Source organism: Robbsia andropogonis, assembly GCF_000970345.1.
In the GTDB taxonomy this organism is placed as follows: domain Bacteria; phylum Pseudomonadota; class Gammaproteobacteria; order Burkholderiales; family Burkholderiaceae; genus Robbsia; species Robbsia andropogonis.
Genome location: NZ_LAQU01000014.1, coordinates 1 through 16512 on the forward strand (window position 1 = coordinate 1; position 16512 = coordinate 16512).

Below are 16512 nucleotides of genomic sequence, written 5' to 3' on the forward strand. Positions count from 1 at the left end.
TTAGATTCTATGTTAACGACAAAACTTACGCGTTAGCGCGAAAGAGCCCAAGTGGCAACGTCGTATCTAACGAGTATTACTTCTCATCCCTTGGTACTGTTCCGGACCTTCCTACCGCGAATGCACGGGAAAAAGATATCCGGGAGATACTCGAAGCAGAATTCAAAATCGATGCCAATGTCACTCTTGCTTATGGCGGCGGAGCGCTGCGGGCCGATTCGAAAGTCTCATTCCGATACTTCTTCCTCTTTAACACCATCTCAGAAGACATCATCACGAACAGTAAGGTGTTTTTTGACAAGCAATCCGAAGACCGGTATCGGGAGGCGTTGCCGCGAATTTTTGACATGGCGTTAGGTATAGATGACCTTGCGAATATGGCTGCCCGCGAAAGACGGGATGCATTAGAAAAAGAGTTGTTACGTGCTGAGCGAAAAAACTCGCTCCTGAGCCCAGGTCGTGATGACTTTGATGGTGAGGTCCGTGAAATAGCAGCGAGGGCGGCTGAGTACGGATTTTTTTCCGGTGAGACCAATTCAATATCGCGTGATGTCGTCAGGCGGGCCATTAACGATGCGGCTTCGGTAGAAACAGGCAAAGCCCTGGACCGGCATGCCGAGGTTAGTTCTGAGCTCTTTTCCATAGAGCGTCGCCTCAGGAAGCTTCGTCAATTTACGTCTGAGTATCGCGCATACAAAAACGCGTTGAAGGGCGCGGAAGATAGCCTTTTGCCGATTGAACAGCTAATCAAACAGGCGCCGACACTGGTGAAGTCAGAGATATTCGATGACCTTATTAGTAGTCTGAAAGCTGACTTACTGGCAGTCAAAAAATCGACCGCTAGAAAGCAGCCGGTTGATGGGCAAATTGCAGCAATGGTACAAAGTCTCGAGGACCAACGCGCTAAGCTCGAGTCAGAGCTGACTGGGCTGCCTCAAGAGCCACTGTCTTTTGCGAGCGAACGCGAAAAGTGGTTGTTTGTAGGCCAGGCTCAAGGGCGATTTCGCGCATATGATGCCGCAGCTCCAATTACTGTGGCGCTACAATCGGCGGTCTCCACGACTGGCTTGCAAGAGCAAATTGATGCCATCTATGTTCGGGATGTCGACGAGACCCGTACAGCTGTCATCTCGTTGATTAACGAGATTGCGCAAGGCTACCTGACGGCAACAGGAAAAGCACTGGCAAACTACTCAACATACCAAACAGACTTCGCCTATAAAGAAAAGCGGCTTCGACTGCGCAAGCCTCGCTCGAGCTTGATTGAAAACGTTGGCAGCAGCTCGAACCACATGTTTTTACATCTGCTGCAATTTCTTGCACTTCACGAGGTAGCAATCGGTCATAGGTCGCCGTTTGTTCCCAGCTTTCTCATAATCGACCAGCCTAGCAGGCCGTATTACCCTGATGAAAAGCCTAAGGATGATGTTGTGCTCAGCAACAGCGATAGCGAGAAAGTATCGATAGCGTTTCAGCTTCTCAACGATTTCGTGGCACGTATTAATGACCAATACGCCGAGGAATTTCAGATGATTGTATTCGAGCACGTACCGAAAGCAACGTTCGACGATATGGAATACGTGCATCTGCTTCCGGAGTTCCGTAATGGCGAGGCTTTGATTCCGCAGGCTTGGCAATCGTAGTGATGCTCTCATCTTCTCCCGAGCGACCTTGCACTCTCAGAAATAATCCAGTTCCGCCATATGGCTAGCGTGGGCACTCTAGCTTTCTCTGGATGGAAGACGAAATAATAAGACCGTTGAGACAGTAGACCTGACAGCGGCACTGCCACGAGGGCACCGCTTTCTAGCTCGGGCTCAACCAGACATTTGGCAACTATCCCAAGCCCCAATCCGGATACAGTGACCTGCCCCCGTCTCCAGAATCAACGAAGCTTCGAACTGTCTCGACCGGAGAATGACCGAGATCGAAGCATTTTTAACCACAGCATCGTCGAACAGGCGATGCAATCGGAAAGCAGGGACGAATGGCACCGCGAAAGATAAGAAAATACGAAGCAAAATTCGGTAGATTTTCGAGAAAGCAACCCGGATCGATGGGCAAGCTTACAAAAATCAACTTGACCCTATGGCTTGGAATCATTCCAATCGTTAGCGCGTTGATCGGCGGCATCGCATACCTGTTCGGCAATGGCTACAACTCGGCCTACCTCCGTGAATTCGACATCGAGTCAAGTGCTTTCCCGGGTGATAAATATGAACGTTTAGTCGAGGCGACTGACGCGTGGCCAAGTGGGCTCACAGCAGTAGATCAATGGATACATCATCATTGGAGTGGTGTATTGATCTGGGTCGTCGTTATGTCGATTGGCATTGTCGTGTGGTCGCTCATTACACAGTATTCCGATCGAAGGGCCCAAAGGCAGAAAAATGAGCCGACAAAGCAGGACGGATTTTGGGTGCGTCATCCGACGATTAGAAGGTGTGCAACTGCAGTCGCGATTTTTGTCCTTGTTCTATATATGCTCTTCTTTGCACCACGTGCAGCGATAATGTTTTCGATTCCAGGTGTAATGGGACAAGAAGTCGGAACATTTGTTGCCCTTGATATGAAACCACATTATCAGGTCTCGTGTGACCAATCAGAACATAGCTGCTACTCGATCGCAGAGAAGGGAAGGGAGGTGGCGTGCGGATATCCGATAGCACAGTCCTCGAATCGTATCGCGCTGTATTTTAAAGGGCGTATGACGGAGCTGTCGACCGACGGAGTAGTGATAAAGTCGTTCGGGAAAGGACGTTTGATGAGTGAATGGGTGAGCGCATGCGGCTCTGTACTGTCGGAAAACGCATCGCAAGGACTGTCAAAATCGAAGGCCGACTGACGTTTTGACTAGGCTTGACGTTTGCAGCAGTTACTACGGTATAGCGATGCGTGTAAAAAGCGCGTAAAACTATTTTGGATGACTTTCGCGAATCTCTATATGTGATAATGTCATTTACCAAAAATAATAGCATGTGCCATGATGAAACAATCACCGGAAGCCATTCTGAATCGCCCGGGACTTGAACTGCCACCCCAAAAGTTGGACAGTTTAAACGTAAGCGCTACTTTCTCCCCACCTGAGTGGGCATAGGAAGACGCCCACTCAGGTCAGCGGATATTGAATGGATTTTTTTGGATGGGTTACGGCTTTACGGTGCGTTGCTGTTTCGCGTAATTGAACGGCAGCAAGTCGCTGATGTCTGCGCTTGTGGCCCGTTGCGGCAGTTCCTCGAGAACATGCAGCAGATACCCATACGGTTCGACATCGTTTGCCCTGCAAGTTAGCATCAGGCTATAGATCATCGCACTGGCCTCGGCGCCGGCCACCGTATCGCTGAACAACCAAGCGTTTCGCCCTGCGCAGAAGGGACGGATGTCGCGTTTAAGGACATTGTTGTCGATGGGCGCGCTCCGTCTTCAACATAGCGACTTAGATACGGCCACTCGTTTCGCGCATAGCCGATTGCCTTGCCCAGCAGCGACTTCGGCAAGGCCACCGGTACCTGCATGTCCAACCATGTTTTAAAGGCATCCAGCACCGGCACGCTGTGCTTCTGGCGCAGTTCATAGATGTAGTCGTGACGCGTCTGGCCATCGGGCAGATCGCGTTTGACCAACTCCTCGACCTGGTACAAGACTTTGATGTATTCCAGCGCCTGCGCGATGCGCTCGCTCGGCTTCTTCTGCCCCTCGCCCGTGTCCACGAAGGCGCGTGTTGCATATGCCCAGCACCCTAGGTGCGTTGCGCTCTCGACGGTTCGCCACGCCGCATAGCCGTCGCTCATCAATAGGCCTTCATAGGCTACCAGGAAGGTCTGTGGGTGTACCTGCCCACGTCCCGATTGGTAGTTATAGATCACCACCGCTTCGTCGCTGTCCTCGGCGCTGCGGTAGCACCACATATACGACTGGCTCTGTGCGCTCTTGCCGGCCTCCTTCAGCACCTGCACCGTGGTCTCGTCGCCGTGGATCAGCGCCTGCGATTTGAGCGTGGCGCACAAGGCGTCGTACAGTCGGCTGTAGCGCAATTGCGATGGGCGGATGCTCCATCGAGCAAGCGTGCCACGACTCACCGCAATGCCCGCGCGAGCGAGTGCGCTCTGCATCCGGTATAGCGGTGTGCCGTCAACGTATTTACCCACCGTGACGGTGGCGAGCATCGCCGCGCTTGCGTTGCTGCCAGGCAGCGGCTGTGCTGGCATAGGGGCGGTGATGACTGGTCCGCGTTCGGCATGCGCCTCGCAGCGGAGGCAGCCGTATTTAAACGCACGTGCTGGCGCACCGAGGCTTTTACCTCGATGTGCAACTGTTTGCTGACTGCCTCGCTCATGCGGTGCAATGCTTGCCCGCAGCCGCAGGTCTTCTCGTGCTCGGGCAGCTCGTGCTCGATACGCTCGCGCGGCAGGTCCGCGGGAAGGGGTTTGCGTCCGAGCTTGCCGGTGGCGCGCTCGGACGGCGGCGGCAAGCCCGTATCGGGCAAACCGAAGGCCCGATCGGCCGCTTCCTTGCCTACTGTGACGGGGTCAAGCGTCGCATCGCGTTCGGCCTCGTCGAAGATCCGATCGACGATCTTCTCGCTACTGGGGGCGAAGCGTTTGTTCTGCGCCAGACGGAATTGTTCTTAAAGCTTGCTCACTCGCGTATCCAGTTCCTGGTTACGCGCTTCGAGGGAGCGGATGTGGGCCTGCGCGGCGGCAGGTATGGAACAGCCCCTTGAATCTCCGGACACAGTCTCTGCCTTAAAATAGCGGGTAGGCATACGATTGTGTTTGAGACCAACAGCAGGCAGGAAGTGATTGGTGTACGGGTCGTACTCGGCGCTGCTGACCGCCAGTGGTGTCGGCGTCGATAGGCCAGATCGCATATTCACCGAACTGGCCACGCTTGCGTGCCTGGGTTTCGCACTGGCAGTGATGTCCGACTGTCTCTCCGTCACGCGCGCGAATGGCGCAATGCTTGACGACGTGCAAGCCTGATTTTTTGTCATTTACATTAAAACGGAACTTCCAATGTCGATTCAAAAGTTTCCCGAAGCAGGCCTTCAGACTGCACGGCTGGTCTTGCAACGCGCCAGCCGGGGGGACGTTGCCGACTTGCTCGCCTATTACATTGAGAACCGACGTCACTTGCAACCATGGGAGCCTTTGCGATCCGATGACTTTTACACTCGCGACGCGCTAATGCACAGACTCGACGGCATCGAGCAACAGATGGTGGCGAACAACGCCCTCTATCTTCTGATCCGACGGCCGAATAACGCGACCCTTCTAGGCGAGTGCAATTTGACGAATATTGTGCGCGGACCTTTCCAGGCCTGCCATCTTGGCTTCTCGATAGCGGCCGCGTCGCAGGGGTAAGGTTTGATGTACGAAGCCTTATCTCCCGTCATCGAGTTTGCGTTCGACGAGTATGAATTGCATCGATTGATGGCGAACTATCGTCCAGAGAACATACGCAGCGGCCGCTTGCTGGAACGCCTAGGATTTGAGATTGAGGGGCGGGCCCGCTCCTACCTAAAAATTAACGGCGCGTGGGCTGACCACGTCCTCACGTCACGCATTAGCGATAAGGCATAGGTGACCTATGCCAAGCATCGTCGGACGGAATATTAATGGAGACGGCGTGGTCTGCTGGCGCGCTCGGAAGACTCGGCGCGGACGCGGTGGTGTCTTTGGATCAGGCCCCCGAAAGCGTTGCCGATGCATTGACGCCGCATTTGGCCGAAGGTGTTGATGTTGTACTCGACTACCTCTGGGGACCAAGCGCACGGACCCTGTTGACGACAGCAGCAAAAGTGCTGCCGGAGGGTTATCCGCTGCGCTTCGTGCAGATTGGTACGATTGGCGGAGCAGAGCTGACCTTACCGGGGGCGGTGCTACGGGCATCCGCTATCACGTTGCTCGGTAGCGGCATTGGCAGCATACCTATGCCACGCCTGCTAGAGGCAGTGAAAGGGGTCTTGCAGGCCGTGATATCGGTACCGCTCGAGGTCGATATTGCACCGGTACCTTTGTCGGCACTGGCCGATTATTGGGACAACGACAGCCGCGCACGCATAGTGTTTTTGACTGAACAATGACGTAATGACTGATGAAGTCGGAAATACCTCGGTCACACGAGCCATTTGCACCAGAGCCTTCACGCGGCCCCTAAAACGTGACACCCGCCACCAATATCACATTCGCATACGGCGTACATTCACCTGTGCGGATAAACGCGCGTGCTTGTCCGCTGAGCGTTTTCAGTTCCGCATGGGACATCGTACGATGGTCGATTGGCAGGGCGGTCTGGAGATCGGCGAGCCAGCGGTCCGCGCGAGTCACCGTCTCCGAGGCGATCACATACGACTCCACCTGCATTTCCGTCAACACTGTGGAGAGCACGACATCGATGCCTGGCATGCCGGGTGTCAGCGCCAGATCGATGATCTCGACGCCTGTGTTGCGCGGCGCCGGCATGCCGGCATCGGCGATCAATATCATGTCGCCATGCCCCAGGCTGGCAATCAGGCGCGATAGCGCCGTGTGCAGTAAAGGGGTTTTCTTCATACGTCAGATCCCATGAAAGCCTTGACCTCCGCGTAGGAGGGAATCGATGTCTGCGCACCGGCGCGCGTAACGGAGAGGGCGGCGGCGGCCAGACCGAAACGTATCGCCGTCGTGGTCACCGTGCCGGCGGCAAGCGCCGCCGCGAGCGCGCCGACAAACGTGTCGCCTGCCGCTGTCGTGTCCTTCGCCTCGACGCGATGTCCTGCGTAATGGCGCGCTTCGTCGCTACCCTCGGGTAACCACAGCACGCCCTGTGCGCCCAAGGTGATCACCACATGACGCGCGCCATCGCGACGCAAGTGCCGGGCGGCGGCGGCGGCATGCTCGATCGAATCCACCCGGATGCCCGTCAACGACTCGGCTTCGGTCTCGTTCGGTATCAGGAAGTCGATCAGCGGCAGCCATCCCGCTGGCAGGGCCTGTTGCACCGGCGCGGGATTCAGGATGACCACTTTCCCCGCTGCGCGCGCATGCGTCAACGCGGCATGCACCGTTTCGGTAGGCACTTCCATTTGGCACACCACGACGTTGGCCGCATCGAGCGTTGCACGATGGTCTGCAATGGCGCTGGGTGAAAGCGCCCCATTGCTGCCGGCCACGATGGTGATGGCGTTCTGCCCCGCATCGTCGACGACGATCACCGCGATACCGGTGGGGAGCGCTGCCGCTACGCTCACACCGTCGCACTGGATGTGTTCGTCCTCCAATGCCTGCTTCAAAAGTGCGCCGAAATGATCCTGGCCGATGCACCCCACCATGTCTACGCGTGCGCCCAGCCGCGCGGCGGCCACTGCTTGATTCGCACCTTTGCCGCCCGGTATCTGCGCGAAGCCGTGGCCGGCAAGCGTTTCGCCAGGACGCGCCATGCGAGAGGTCCGCACCACCAGATCCATATTGATGCTGCCGACAACCACGACCCGGCCGTGACGGCCTGGGTCGAGCGTGTCGTGTGAGGAGGGCGCGACAACGGTGTCGGCGGAAAGCGACGTAGTCTGAATGGTGCTCATGTCATGATTTTTGAGATGGGGCAGGTTTGGCGGCGACGCGTGCGCGTGTGGCACGGCGTGGTGCGGTCGTCGATTCCCGCACCAGCAGGCGCGGCACCAGCATATGGTGCTGCACCTCGCCGGTGACACGTCCTGTAATTCTGTCGAGCAGGCCGATTGCCGCCACCTCGCCAAGGCGTCCGATGGTCTGACCAACGGTGGACAATGCGGGATACACATAGCGGCTCATCTCGATATCGTCGAAGCCGACGATCGAGCAGTCCTCGGGAATGCGAATGCCGCGCTCGGCGGCGGCGCGCAGCACACCGATGGCCATCGCGTCGTTGCTGGCGAAGATCGCCGTCGGTGCATAGTTGCGAAACAAGGCGACGGCTGCGTTATACCCGCCCGGACTCGTGAAGTCGGCGACCACGATCGACTCGTCAGGAAGCGGCAGACCATGTTCGGTCATCGCCAAGCGAAAGCCGTCCACGCGATGTGCGCTCACGGTGGTGCTGTCGGGTCCCGCAATGCAGGCAATGCGCCGATGCCCTATATCGATCAAATGCCGGGTGGCTATCGCCGCGCCGGCGCGGTGATCCACCTGTACGCGGTCCGCGCGAATACCGGCAATGGGACGGTCGATCACGACGACAGGCACCGTCACGTGCCGCAGCGCCTCGGCGGCGGCGGCCTCGTCCCCCACCGACGCGATGATCAAGCCGTCGACGCGCTTTTCATGGAGGACGCGCAGCCACTCGCGCTGCACCTCCACGTCGTTGTCCGAGTTGCAGAGGAAGACGCAATAGCCATGACGGCGCGCGAGATTCTCGACGCCTTGCGCGATCTCCGCGAAGTAGGGGTTGGTATTGCTGGGCACCAGCATGCCGATCGTCCGCGTGGCCTGCGCTTTCAACGAGCGGGCCACCGCGGAGGGAACGAAGTGAAGTTCGGCCACCGCCGCTAGTACGCGCTCCCGCTTGTCGGCACGAACGGGCCGGGTGTCGTTCACGACGTGCGACACCGTGGTGTACGAGACCCCGGCGAGCGCTGCGACATCTCGAATGGTCGGCATTGGCTGTCTTGTCGGCGTGCGTCAGCTACGACGTTTCGCGCGCCGGCTCCGGTAGGTGTCGAGTACCACCGCCACCACGATCACCGCGCCCGTGATGACACGCTTGGTCGGCTCATTCGCTCCGATCTGCGCAAGACCCGCTGCCAGCACGGAGATGATCAATACCCCGATGAACGTGCTGATGACCGAGCCTCGGCCGCCCATCAAACTGGTGCCGCCGATCACCACAGCGGCAATCACTTGCAATTCGATGCCGGAGCCGGCGTTCGGATCGGCCGCCTCAAGCCGTGCGATCTGGAACAACGAGGCGAGTCCGGCGAGCGCTCCCATCAGCGCAAAAACGATGACTTTATAGGGACGCGGGTCGATGCCGGCGAGGCGCACCGCCTCTTCGTTGGTGCCGATGCCTATCAAATAGCGACCGAACACGGTTCGCGTCAACGTCAACTGAGCAACAATCATCACGAGCACCGCGATGATGAAGGCGGGCGATACGCCGAACGCGATCGGGTTTGCCAGCCAGTCGAATGCCTCGCCGATGTACGCGGTTCGCGAATCGGTAAATTGATACGCCATCCCGCGCGCCATTTCCAGGACACCGAGAGAGACGATAAACGACGGAATGCGCCAGGTCACGGTGACAATGCCCGTGATCGACCCCGCCAGCGCGGCGATGGCCAGCCCCGCCAGGGCCGCCGATATCGGATTCCAGTGCCAGCGCAATGCGGCGACGCTGACGACCGATGCGGCCAGGGCGAGCACCGAGCCCACCGACAAGTCGATGCCCGCGATGATCAGCACGAAGGTCATGCCGACGGCCATGACCACGAGATCGGGGATCTGGTTTGCAATCGTGATGAACGTGTCGTAGCTGAGGAAATGCGAACTCAGCACCGAGAACAGCGCGATCATGGCGAGCAGCGCGCCGGTCAGCCCGAGATAGCTGTTGAGGCCCATTCTCGTGCCGGCATTGACGGCCGGTGTCGGCAGGACCGCTGCCGCGTCGGCGTTTTTATCGACGGGAGCCGTCATGGTGTGTCTCCATTGGATGCAAGATGCGAGGCATCAGCCGCCTCGGCATGGGTCGGCGCATGGACCAGCGTGTCGCGCGCCGCATATCCTGAAAAAGCGGCGGCCAGAAGATTGGCTTGCGTCCACTCGCCGCGAGCAAAGGTCTGGACCAGGCGGCCAGCGGACATGACCGCGATACGATCGCAGATCAGCATCAATTCGCGCATATCGCTCGACACCACGACGATCGCCTTTTGCTCACGCGCCTGCGCCCCCAGCAAGGCATAAATATCGAATTTGGCGCCTACGTCGATGCCGCGCGTGGGCTCGTCGAACAGCAGCACGTCGCAGTCCCGTGCGAGCCAGCGCCCGATGACAACCTTTTGTTGATTCCCGCCCGACAGCTCTCCTACCGGCTGACGCGGACTGGAGCAACGGATGCGCATGGCATCCACGTGTTTTTGCGACAGCGCCTGTTCCTTGCCGCCATCCATCAAGCCGAAGCGCGACACCGCCGGGAAATTGCCCAATGCCAAATTGGCGGCCACCGGTTGCGGGAGCAGCAGCCCCTCGCCCTTGCGGTCCTCGGTGATCAGCGCCACGCCGTTGCGCACGGCCTGCGACGGCGAGGCAATCTCTCGGGGGCGGGGCGGGTCGCCGATCTCGACGGTGCCGGCGTCCTTGCGGTCCGCGCCAAAGATCAGGCGAAGCAACTCGGTGCGACCCGAGCCGATCAAGCCACTTATCCCGAAAATCTCGCCTTGTTTGACCTCGAATGAGACGTCGCGCACGACATCTGCACGACTCAGTCCGCTTACCCGAAGCAGCGGATTGCCGATACGTCGCTCACCTAGATCAATGCGTTCGCCTATATTGCGGCCTACCATCAACTGCACGAGACGATCCGTGGGATAGTCTGCAATCGGGCCGACGCTGACGAGTTTGCCGTCGCGTAACACCGCAATGCGATTCGCGATGCGCGCGGTTTCCTCCAGACGGTGCGAGATATAGACGATTGCCACGCCGTCGCGCTTGAGCCGCTCGACCTGCTCGAACAGCAGATCCACTTCGCGGCCGCTCAACATGGCGGTGGGTTCGTCCAGGATCAGCACGCGGCAATCGCCGATCAGATTGCGCGCGATTTCCACCATCTGCTGATGGCCAATGCCTAATGCCGCAACCGGGGTGTCTGGATCCAGGGTATCGAGCCCGACACGGGCCATTGCCTCCACCGCGTTGGCACGCAGCGTTTTACGCGAAATCCATCCGGTGCCGCGGGTGCGGGGCAGTTGATTGAAAAACAGGTTTTCGGCAATCGTCAGCGTTGGCAGCAGATTGAGCTCCTGCATGACCATCCGCACGCCCAGCGCTTCGGCGTGGCGCCGGCTGGAGGGCGCATAGTTCCCGCCGCGATACGTCATGGTGCCTTGCGTCGCGGTTTCGAGTCCACCGATGATTTTCGAGAGCGTGCTCTTGCCCGCTCCGTTTTCACCGGTCAGTGCCAACACCTCGCCGCCTATCAGCGAAAGGTCGATGTCGCTAAGCACCGGCGCCGCATACACCTTGACGATGCCGCTGACGCGCAGGACTTCATTTCCCTGCGCGGGCGATATCGTCATGGCACCCGTGTCGATCGTCATTTTTTCGTGACCAGTACGACCGGCGTTTCGACAACGGACGACAGATCGTTTTGCTTGGTGTGCTCGCGGATCGCCTTCAACGCGGTATCGATGCCGAAGACCGCCTGTTTCGAGCCGAACTGGTCGACCGTCGCCAACACCCGGCCGTCGTTTAGCATCGGCTTGATCGCCGCGATGTTGTCGTAGCCGATCACGGCAACTTTGCCTGCCCGTCCAGCGGCACGAATCGCCGATACCGCGCCGATAGCCATGTTGTCGTTGCCGGCGAGCAGGGCTTTCAGATTCGGATACTCGTTGAGCATGGCGGATGACACGGCGTTACCCTTATCGATCTCCCAGTCGCCCGATTGAATGGAGACGACCTTGATGTTCGCCTGTTCCATGGCCGCCTTGAAGCCTGCCGTGCGTTGCTGCGCGTTCGTCGTCGTCGATACGCCCTCGATGATGCCCACTTGATCACCCGCTTTTAGCGTCTTCGCTAAATAATCGCCGGCCAGCTTGGCGCCTTTCGTATTGTCCGGGCCGACGAAGGGGATCTTGATCCCCTTCGAGCTCACCACCTCCGGATCGAGCCGATTATCGATATTCACGACGATGATGCCCGCATCCACTGCCTTCTTCAGCACTGGCACCATTGCCTTGGAATCGGCGGGGGCGATGACGATCGCGTCCACCTTCGCGACGATCATCTGTTCCACGATACGGATCTGCGCACTCGTGTCCGTCTCGTTCTTGATGCCGTTGGATATCAACTCGAAGTCTTTGGGATGGGCTTTCTGATACGCCTTCGCGCCGTCTTCCATGGTCAGGAAAAACTCATTTGCAAGCGATTTCATGACCAGGGCCACGCGCGGCACGTGCGGTGCGGTGGCGCTCTGCGCATGGGCGAAGCTCGGTAGCAAGGCGCCAGCCGCGAGCGTGGCGACACCAGCAGCGAGGATACGACGGCGGAAAGTCTGGTTCATCATGCGTCTCCATTATTTTCGTTTGACGCGCGCACCGGTTCGCCTCGCCCTTGTCTATGGACCAGAAGGCAAGGCACAACGACCGATGCGCGGCAGGCCTTTGGGCGGCCTGGTGCGTCACGAGAGGGTAGGAACCGGTGGATTCCGTTCCGCAAACGTTTGCGGATTCGATAATGTGGCGGAAGACGGTGCGCGTCAATCTAGGGAAAACCGCAGCATCGCCCGGCGGCCTGCATTCCAAGGGATGGGATCGTCGCCAAGACCTGTGGGAACGTCATGCGCTCGTCAAGATGGGCGAAGACTCCGGCTGGTGAGAGCCGGTACCGACCTCAACGAATAGGGTTCCTGTGCGATGTAGTCGGACCGTCACAGCCCATCAGAGGCATGCTTATTTCGTGCCGTGCGTCAGCTTTTCGTCCGTACGACGTAGTACGCTTTTTAGTATCCGGCATGCTTTCCGCAAATTACTCATTCCGGTCTTGCAAATGAAACTCTGCTTTCCGTGTTTCTCGCCGTCGGAGGTTTCAGGAGATGATGCCCCGGTCAGGCGTGGAACGCCGCCTGCAGTACCGGCTGCGCGGTCATCCCGGCGCGAAGGCGGCGCTGCCTTGCAAGAGTTGCCGCCGCGAACGTTGACCACTTCCGCATCACCGATGCGCCAGAGGCAGCGATTGCCCATGCAGGCAGGAGGTTCGTCGCGAGCGTCCGGACACGACGCTGCGGTACCTTCGCCTTCGCTCGACACGGTGCGGAAAGCCTGTGATCCGAATCGGATGGGCCTGATCGCCAATAATGCGTTCTCGATCGAAATCGACCATCCGTACGATTCTGGAAGGACGGTACCCGACAAGGAAGTGCTTGAGGACATCATTCATGTAATGAGCTTCCGCCGTAACGCCGATCAGGCAACGGGGAGAGGACTCAACGCTGTCGGCGTCGCATTGGCGGTCAGGATGTTCGCGGAGGCGTTGACGCATGTCGCGCCCGTTTCCCCTGATGCCTCAGCCATTCGATCGGTTGCGGCCGCGCTGAGAAACACTACGCAGATCACCGTCTCTCGCCAGCCCAGAAGAATTTCAGAAGATATTGTCGAACAAAACTTTCAATGTCGATCGCGCGTCGGTGCCAGCGAGATTGCTGACTGGATGAGCCAAATGCGTCCGGGCCAACATACATTCTTCCTTATCAATAATCGATCTTTCGTCGCGCACATGGTGGGCCTCTCACTGTCTAAGATTGACAAGGATGTCGTGCGCGTCAGCTTAGTCAATCCCGTGAACTCGAGGGTAGGCAGTTTCATTGATGCTCCGCTCGAAAACATTGAGCCAGGAATGGCAAGCTTCTTTTCCGGGGACATCTTCAAGCACATCTGCGCGACGTTCGTGTCGGAATCGATCAACGAGATACCGACGCAACCGGAGTCCAGCACGATCTTTACCGAATGGATGAAGACCTTGAATCCCGGCAAGGCGCTGTCGTCCGATTACTTCGACGGCAAGCCGTTGCTCCAGCGTTCCCAGAAAGGCGGATCGTGCACCATCGAGTCAGCTTTCGCGCTCATGGCCACGACCTTGCCAAGGAATGCGTACAAGCTTGCAAAGGCAGCGTGCCTGAGTACCGTGCTTGAAACGGGCAAGGCGCTTGACGCGTTGAACCCCGCCGAGCGCGAAAGGATCAAAGAACGTCTAGACTCCGCTGTTCGAGGCATCGGCAGCGAAGCAATGCCTGAAAAATTCAAGCAGTATCATTGGAGGTGATCTCACTTGCTCCCCGGGATTCGTATGCGAATGATTTGGAGCCGGTTCCAAAGTTACCCGTACCGCTGAAACTAGGTTGCTTTCTCCATTTCCAGAGTTCTTCCAGGGAATAGGCTTTGATGCGTGGTATCGGATTGCGTAGCGCGGCACTTTTGTAAGCCTCGCCTACAGCCAGAAAGCACCAGCAGTCGTTAACGAACGCACTAACGCTGCAATACGGGATGAGTAACCCGTCTGGCGATGACACGCCAGACGACTTGGCATTAACCTTTAATATATCGTTGTCAGGAAGATCCGTCGGCAGGTTGCCATCCATGCAAGATGCAAGGTTTGTTTCTGTCCGCTAACCTGGAAATAGGTAAATAAGCAGGAATTCGCAGGGAACATGTTTGTTGCTTGGGGTTATGGCGTTGACATCACCTTGTCGTGCATCTGATCGGGCAAGCCAATCGAGAGCCCATATATCCAAAGCATCAATGGAAAATTTTGCGATGAGTGGCGTTTCTTAGAAAACTGCTTATGTCGAATTTCATAGCTTATTGATTCTTGGCGCTGATGAAGTCGAGCGCTCAGGGGGGGGCACCCAGCAGTGATGTTGCGCGCGTCGCGCTATCGCAGCTTTGTCGGGGCCTAAAGCACTCCTACTTCTGTGCTGTGGACATCAATACGGCTTTGCTCTAACATTATGGCGTAGTACCCCTGCAAATTTTCTCCTCCACTACAGACCCATGTAACTTTTCGCGAACCCCACTTTGTCACATAGCTTGACCAACAGGGTTCGCGGAACTTGGGAATCACATCGCCTGCATTTTGTGGGCTGCGGCTTATTAGACTACGCCTTACGTAAAATCGTTTTGCGTGAGTCTTGCGCTAGCGTGTCTGCTTTTTATCCCAAATTTGCTTCCCGGTCGGCTCCCGTCCGTAAAAATGCTCTAAATTTATTCCCCTATGAATAAAGCTAGTTTCCGTGGGCAATGGTTTGCAAACCCGCGAGCCGATATTCTTGCCGGTGTCGTTGTCGCTTTGGCGTTGATTCCTGAGGCTTTAGCGTTCTCGATTATTGCGGGAGTCGATCCCCGCGTTGGAATATATGCCGCATTTATCATCGCCGTAGTCTGCTCGATCGCTGGCGGTCGGCCGGCCATGATCTCGGCCGCAACGGGTGCCATAGCACTGCTGATCGTTGATCTCGTGAAGTCGAATGGCGTGCAGTATCTTTTTGCCGCAGGCATTCTTGCCGGATTCTTGCAAATTGTCGCGGGCCTTTCAGGACTGGGAGCGCTCATGCGGTTTGTGTCACGGTCAGTCATTACGGGATTCGTCAATGCTTTAGCTATTTTAATCTTCCTTGCCCAGTTACCGCAGCTGCGAGACGTACCCTCCTACGTTTATTTGATGGTTATAGCAGGTCTGGCCATCATATATTTATTGCCTCGCCTCACTAAAGTCGTGCCTTCACCACTGGTCTGCATTATTGTATTAACGGCTATTTCCATGTGGATGCATCTCAAGCTACGCACTGTCGGCGATATGGGAGCTTTCCCGAGCGAACTGCCTATGCCTGCCATACCGCACATTCCGCTCTCATTCGATACGCTGCGCATCATATTCCCTTACTCGCTCGGCATCGCCGTTGTCGGACTCCTTGAATCGCTGATGACCGCAGCTATCGTAGACGATTTCACGGATACGCCAAGCGACAAGAATCGTGAATGTTGTGGCCAAGGTATAGCGAATATCGTGTCTTCTTTTTTCGGTGGAATGCCAGGGTGCGCGATGATTGGACAAACCGTCATTAACATCAAATCCGGTGGGCGAGGTCGACTCTCAAGCTTTGTCGCAGGCGTCTTTCTCCTGTTTCTCGTCGTATTTCTAGGTCCTTGGGTAAAGCAAATCCCCATGGCGGCGCTGGTCGCGATCATGATTATGGTGTCGATCAGTACCTTCAACTGGCAGTCGCTTAAAAACCTTCGTACACACCCAAAAAGCTCATCTACGGTGATGATTGCAACCGTGATAACGGTGGTGGCAACTGAAAATTTGGCTACCGGCGTGTTAGTGGGCGTGTTGTTAAGCGCGCTTTTTTTCGCGTTTAAGGCGCAGCGCGTCCTGGCGATCGATTCGGTGTTGAATGAGGAAAAAGAAGAACGTTTATATCTGGTTCGGGGCCAAATTTTTTTCGCATCATCTGGTGCGCTAGTGGATGAATTTGATTTTAAGGAAAAAATAAAGGTGGCTCGACTCGACCTGACACACGCGCATTTTTGGGACATTACCGCAATCGAGGCGCTCGATCGTGTGGTGTACAAATTTCGCCGCAACGGGATTGCGGTGGCGGTCACGGGTACAAACAGAGCTAGCAAAACGATGATCGACAAATATGCGAAACACGACAAGGAAATTGGCACTGCTGATGCAAGTCTGTCGCATTAACGGTAAAACACGGATTCCGCACGGCATGCTGCTTGCCGAAGGGCTAATGTCTGATCTTGTATCGGCTCCTAGCGAAGTCATTTCTCATCTA

General features: G+C 56.9%; 15 protein-coding genes and 1 pseudogene. 8 read left to right on the forward strand and 8 right to left on the reverse strand.

What is annotated here, in order from left to right:
* A partial coding sequence (locus WM40_RS14010) for a DUF3732 domain-containing protein (protein WP_046153152.1) occupies positions 1-1643 on the forward strand: 1643 nt, incomplete at its 5' end.
* An 8-nt stretch (positions 1644-1651) separates the two neighbouring features.
* Here WM40_RS14010 and WM40_RS32490 read toward each other — a convergent pair.
* The gene (locus WM40_RS32490) at positions 1652-1852 is read right to left on the reverse strand and encodes a LysR substrate-binding domain-containing protein (protein ID WP_082102742.1); all 201 of its coding nucleotides are present in this window, start codon (positions 1850-1852) and stop codon (positions 1652-1654) included.
* A 204-nt stretch (positions 1853-2056) separates the two neighbouring features.
* On the opposite strand from WM40_RS32490, the gene WM40_RS14015 reads away from it, so the two are divergent.
* On the forward strand, positions 2057-2845 hold the full coding sequence (locus tag WM40_RS14015; RefSeq protein ID WP_046153153.1) for a hypothetical protein: 789 nt from the start codon (positions 2057-2059) through the stop codon (positions 2843-2845).
* A 302-nt stretch (positions 2846-3147) separates the two neighbouring features.
* Here WM40_RS14015 and tnpC read toward each other — a convergent pair.
* Positions 3148-4765, reverse strand: a pseudogene (gene tnpC / locus WM40_RS14020) (IS66 family transposase).
* 40 nt (positions 4766-4805) lie between these two features.
* Between tnpC and WM40_RS30115 the strand changes: the two are divergent.
* From WM40_RS30115 to WM40_RS14030, 4 genes are read left to right on the forward strand one after another with little or no spacing between them, the layout of a single operon-like run.
* Positions 4806-4982, forward strand: coding sequence for a hypothetical protein (locus tag WM40_RS30115; RefSeq protein WP_157685796.1), 177 nt, complete (start codon positions 4806-4808; stop codon positions 4980-4982).
* 33 nt (positions 4983-5015) lie between these two features.
* A complete protein-coding gene (locus WM40_RS32300) occupies positions 5016-5363 on the forward strand; it encodes a GNAT family protein (protein WP_330218162.1) in 348 nt (115 codons plus the stop codon).
* Between the two features lie 6 nt (positions 5364-5369).
* Positions 5370-5582: a GNAT family N-acetyltransferase gene (locus WM40_RS32305; protein WP_330218163.1), complete on the forward strand. Its 213-nt coding sequence runs from the start codon at positions 5370-5372 to the stop codon at positions 5580-5582.
* Between the two features lie 35 nt (positions 5583-5617).
* Positions 5618-6085 (forward strand): hypothetical protein, encoded by a 468-nt coding sequence (locus WM40_RS14030; protein WP_052738322.1) that lies wholly within the window; start codon positions 5618-5620, stop codon positions 6083-6085.
* Between the two features lie 70 nt (positions 6086-6155).
* Here the strand turns inward: WM40_RS14030 and rbsD are convergent, their stop codons facing one another.
* The 6 genes from rbsD to WM40_RS14060 are packed head-to-tail and all read right to left on the reverse strand — an operon-like array spanning position 6156 to position 12231.
* Positions 6156-6554 carry a D-ribose pyranase gene (gene rbsD / locus WM40_RS14035; protein WP_046153154.1) on the reverse strand — a complete coding sequence of 133 codons (399 nt, stop codon included), beginning with the start codon at positions 6552-6554 and terminating at the stop codon, positions 6156-6158.
* The gene (gene rbsK, locus WM40_RS14040) at positions 6551-7561 is read right to left on the reverse strand and encodes a ribokinase (protein WP_082102744.1); all 1011 of its coding nucleotides are present in this window, start codon (positions 7559-7561) and stop codon (positions 6551-6553) included. Before rbsK ends, rbsD begins: the two co-directional genes overlap by 4 nt.
* Before the next feature lies 1 nt (position 7562).
* On the reverse strand, positions 7563-8615 hold the full coding sequence (locus WM40_RS14045) for a LacI family DNA-binding transcriptional regulator (RefSeq protein ID WP_046153155.1): 1053 nt from the start codon (positions 8613-8615) through the stop codon (positions 7563-7565).
* A 21-nt stretch (positions 8616-8636) separates the two neighbouring features.
* Positions 8637-9647: an ABC transporter permease gene (locus WM40_RS14050; protein ID WP_024906035.1), complete on the reverse strand. Its 1011-nt coding sequence runs from the start codon at positions 9645-9647 to the stop codon at positions 8637-8639.
* The gene (locus WM40_RS14055; protein WP_236693514.1) at positions 9644-11266 is read right to left on the reverse strand and encodes a sugar ABC transporter ATP-binding protein; all 1623 of its coding nucleotides are present in this window, start codon (positions 11264-11266) and stop codon (positions 9644-9646) included. The genes WM40_RS14050 and WM40_RS14055 overlap by 4 nt, the downstream gene beginning before the upstream one ends.
* Complete coding sequence (locus WM40_RS14060; RefSeq protein WP_024906037.1) at positions 11263-12231, reverse strand: sugar ABC transporter substrate-binding protein; 969 nt, start codon at positions 12229-12231, stop codon at positions 11263-11265. Before WM40_RS14060 ends, WM40_RS14055 begins: the two co-directional genes overlap by 4 nt.
* Before the next feature lie 773 nt (positions 12232-13004).
* On the opposite strand from WM40_RS14060, the gene WM40_RS14070 reads away from it, so the two are divergent.
* Both WM40_RS14070 and WM40_RS14075 read left to right on the forward strand, forming a co-directional pair.
* The gene (locus WM40_RS14070) at positions 13005-13988 is read left to right on the forward strand and encodes a hypothetical protein (RefSeq protein WP_046153157.1); all 984 of its coding nucleotides are present in this window, start codon (positions 13005-13007) and stop codon (positions 13986-13988) included.
* A 948-nt stretch (positions 13989-14936) separates the two neighbouring features.
* Positions 14937-16421 (forward strand): SulP family inorganic anion transporter, encoded by a 1485-nt coding sequence (locus tag WM40_RS14075; RefSeq protein WP_046153158.1) that lies wholly within the window; start codon positions 14937-14939, stop codon positions 16419-16421.
* Positions 16422-16512 lie beyond the last annotated feature (91 nt).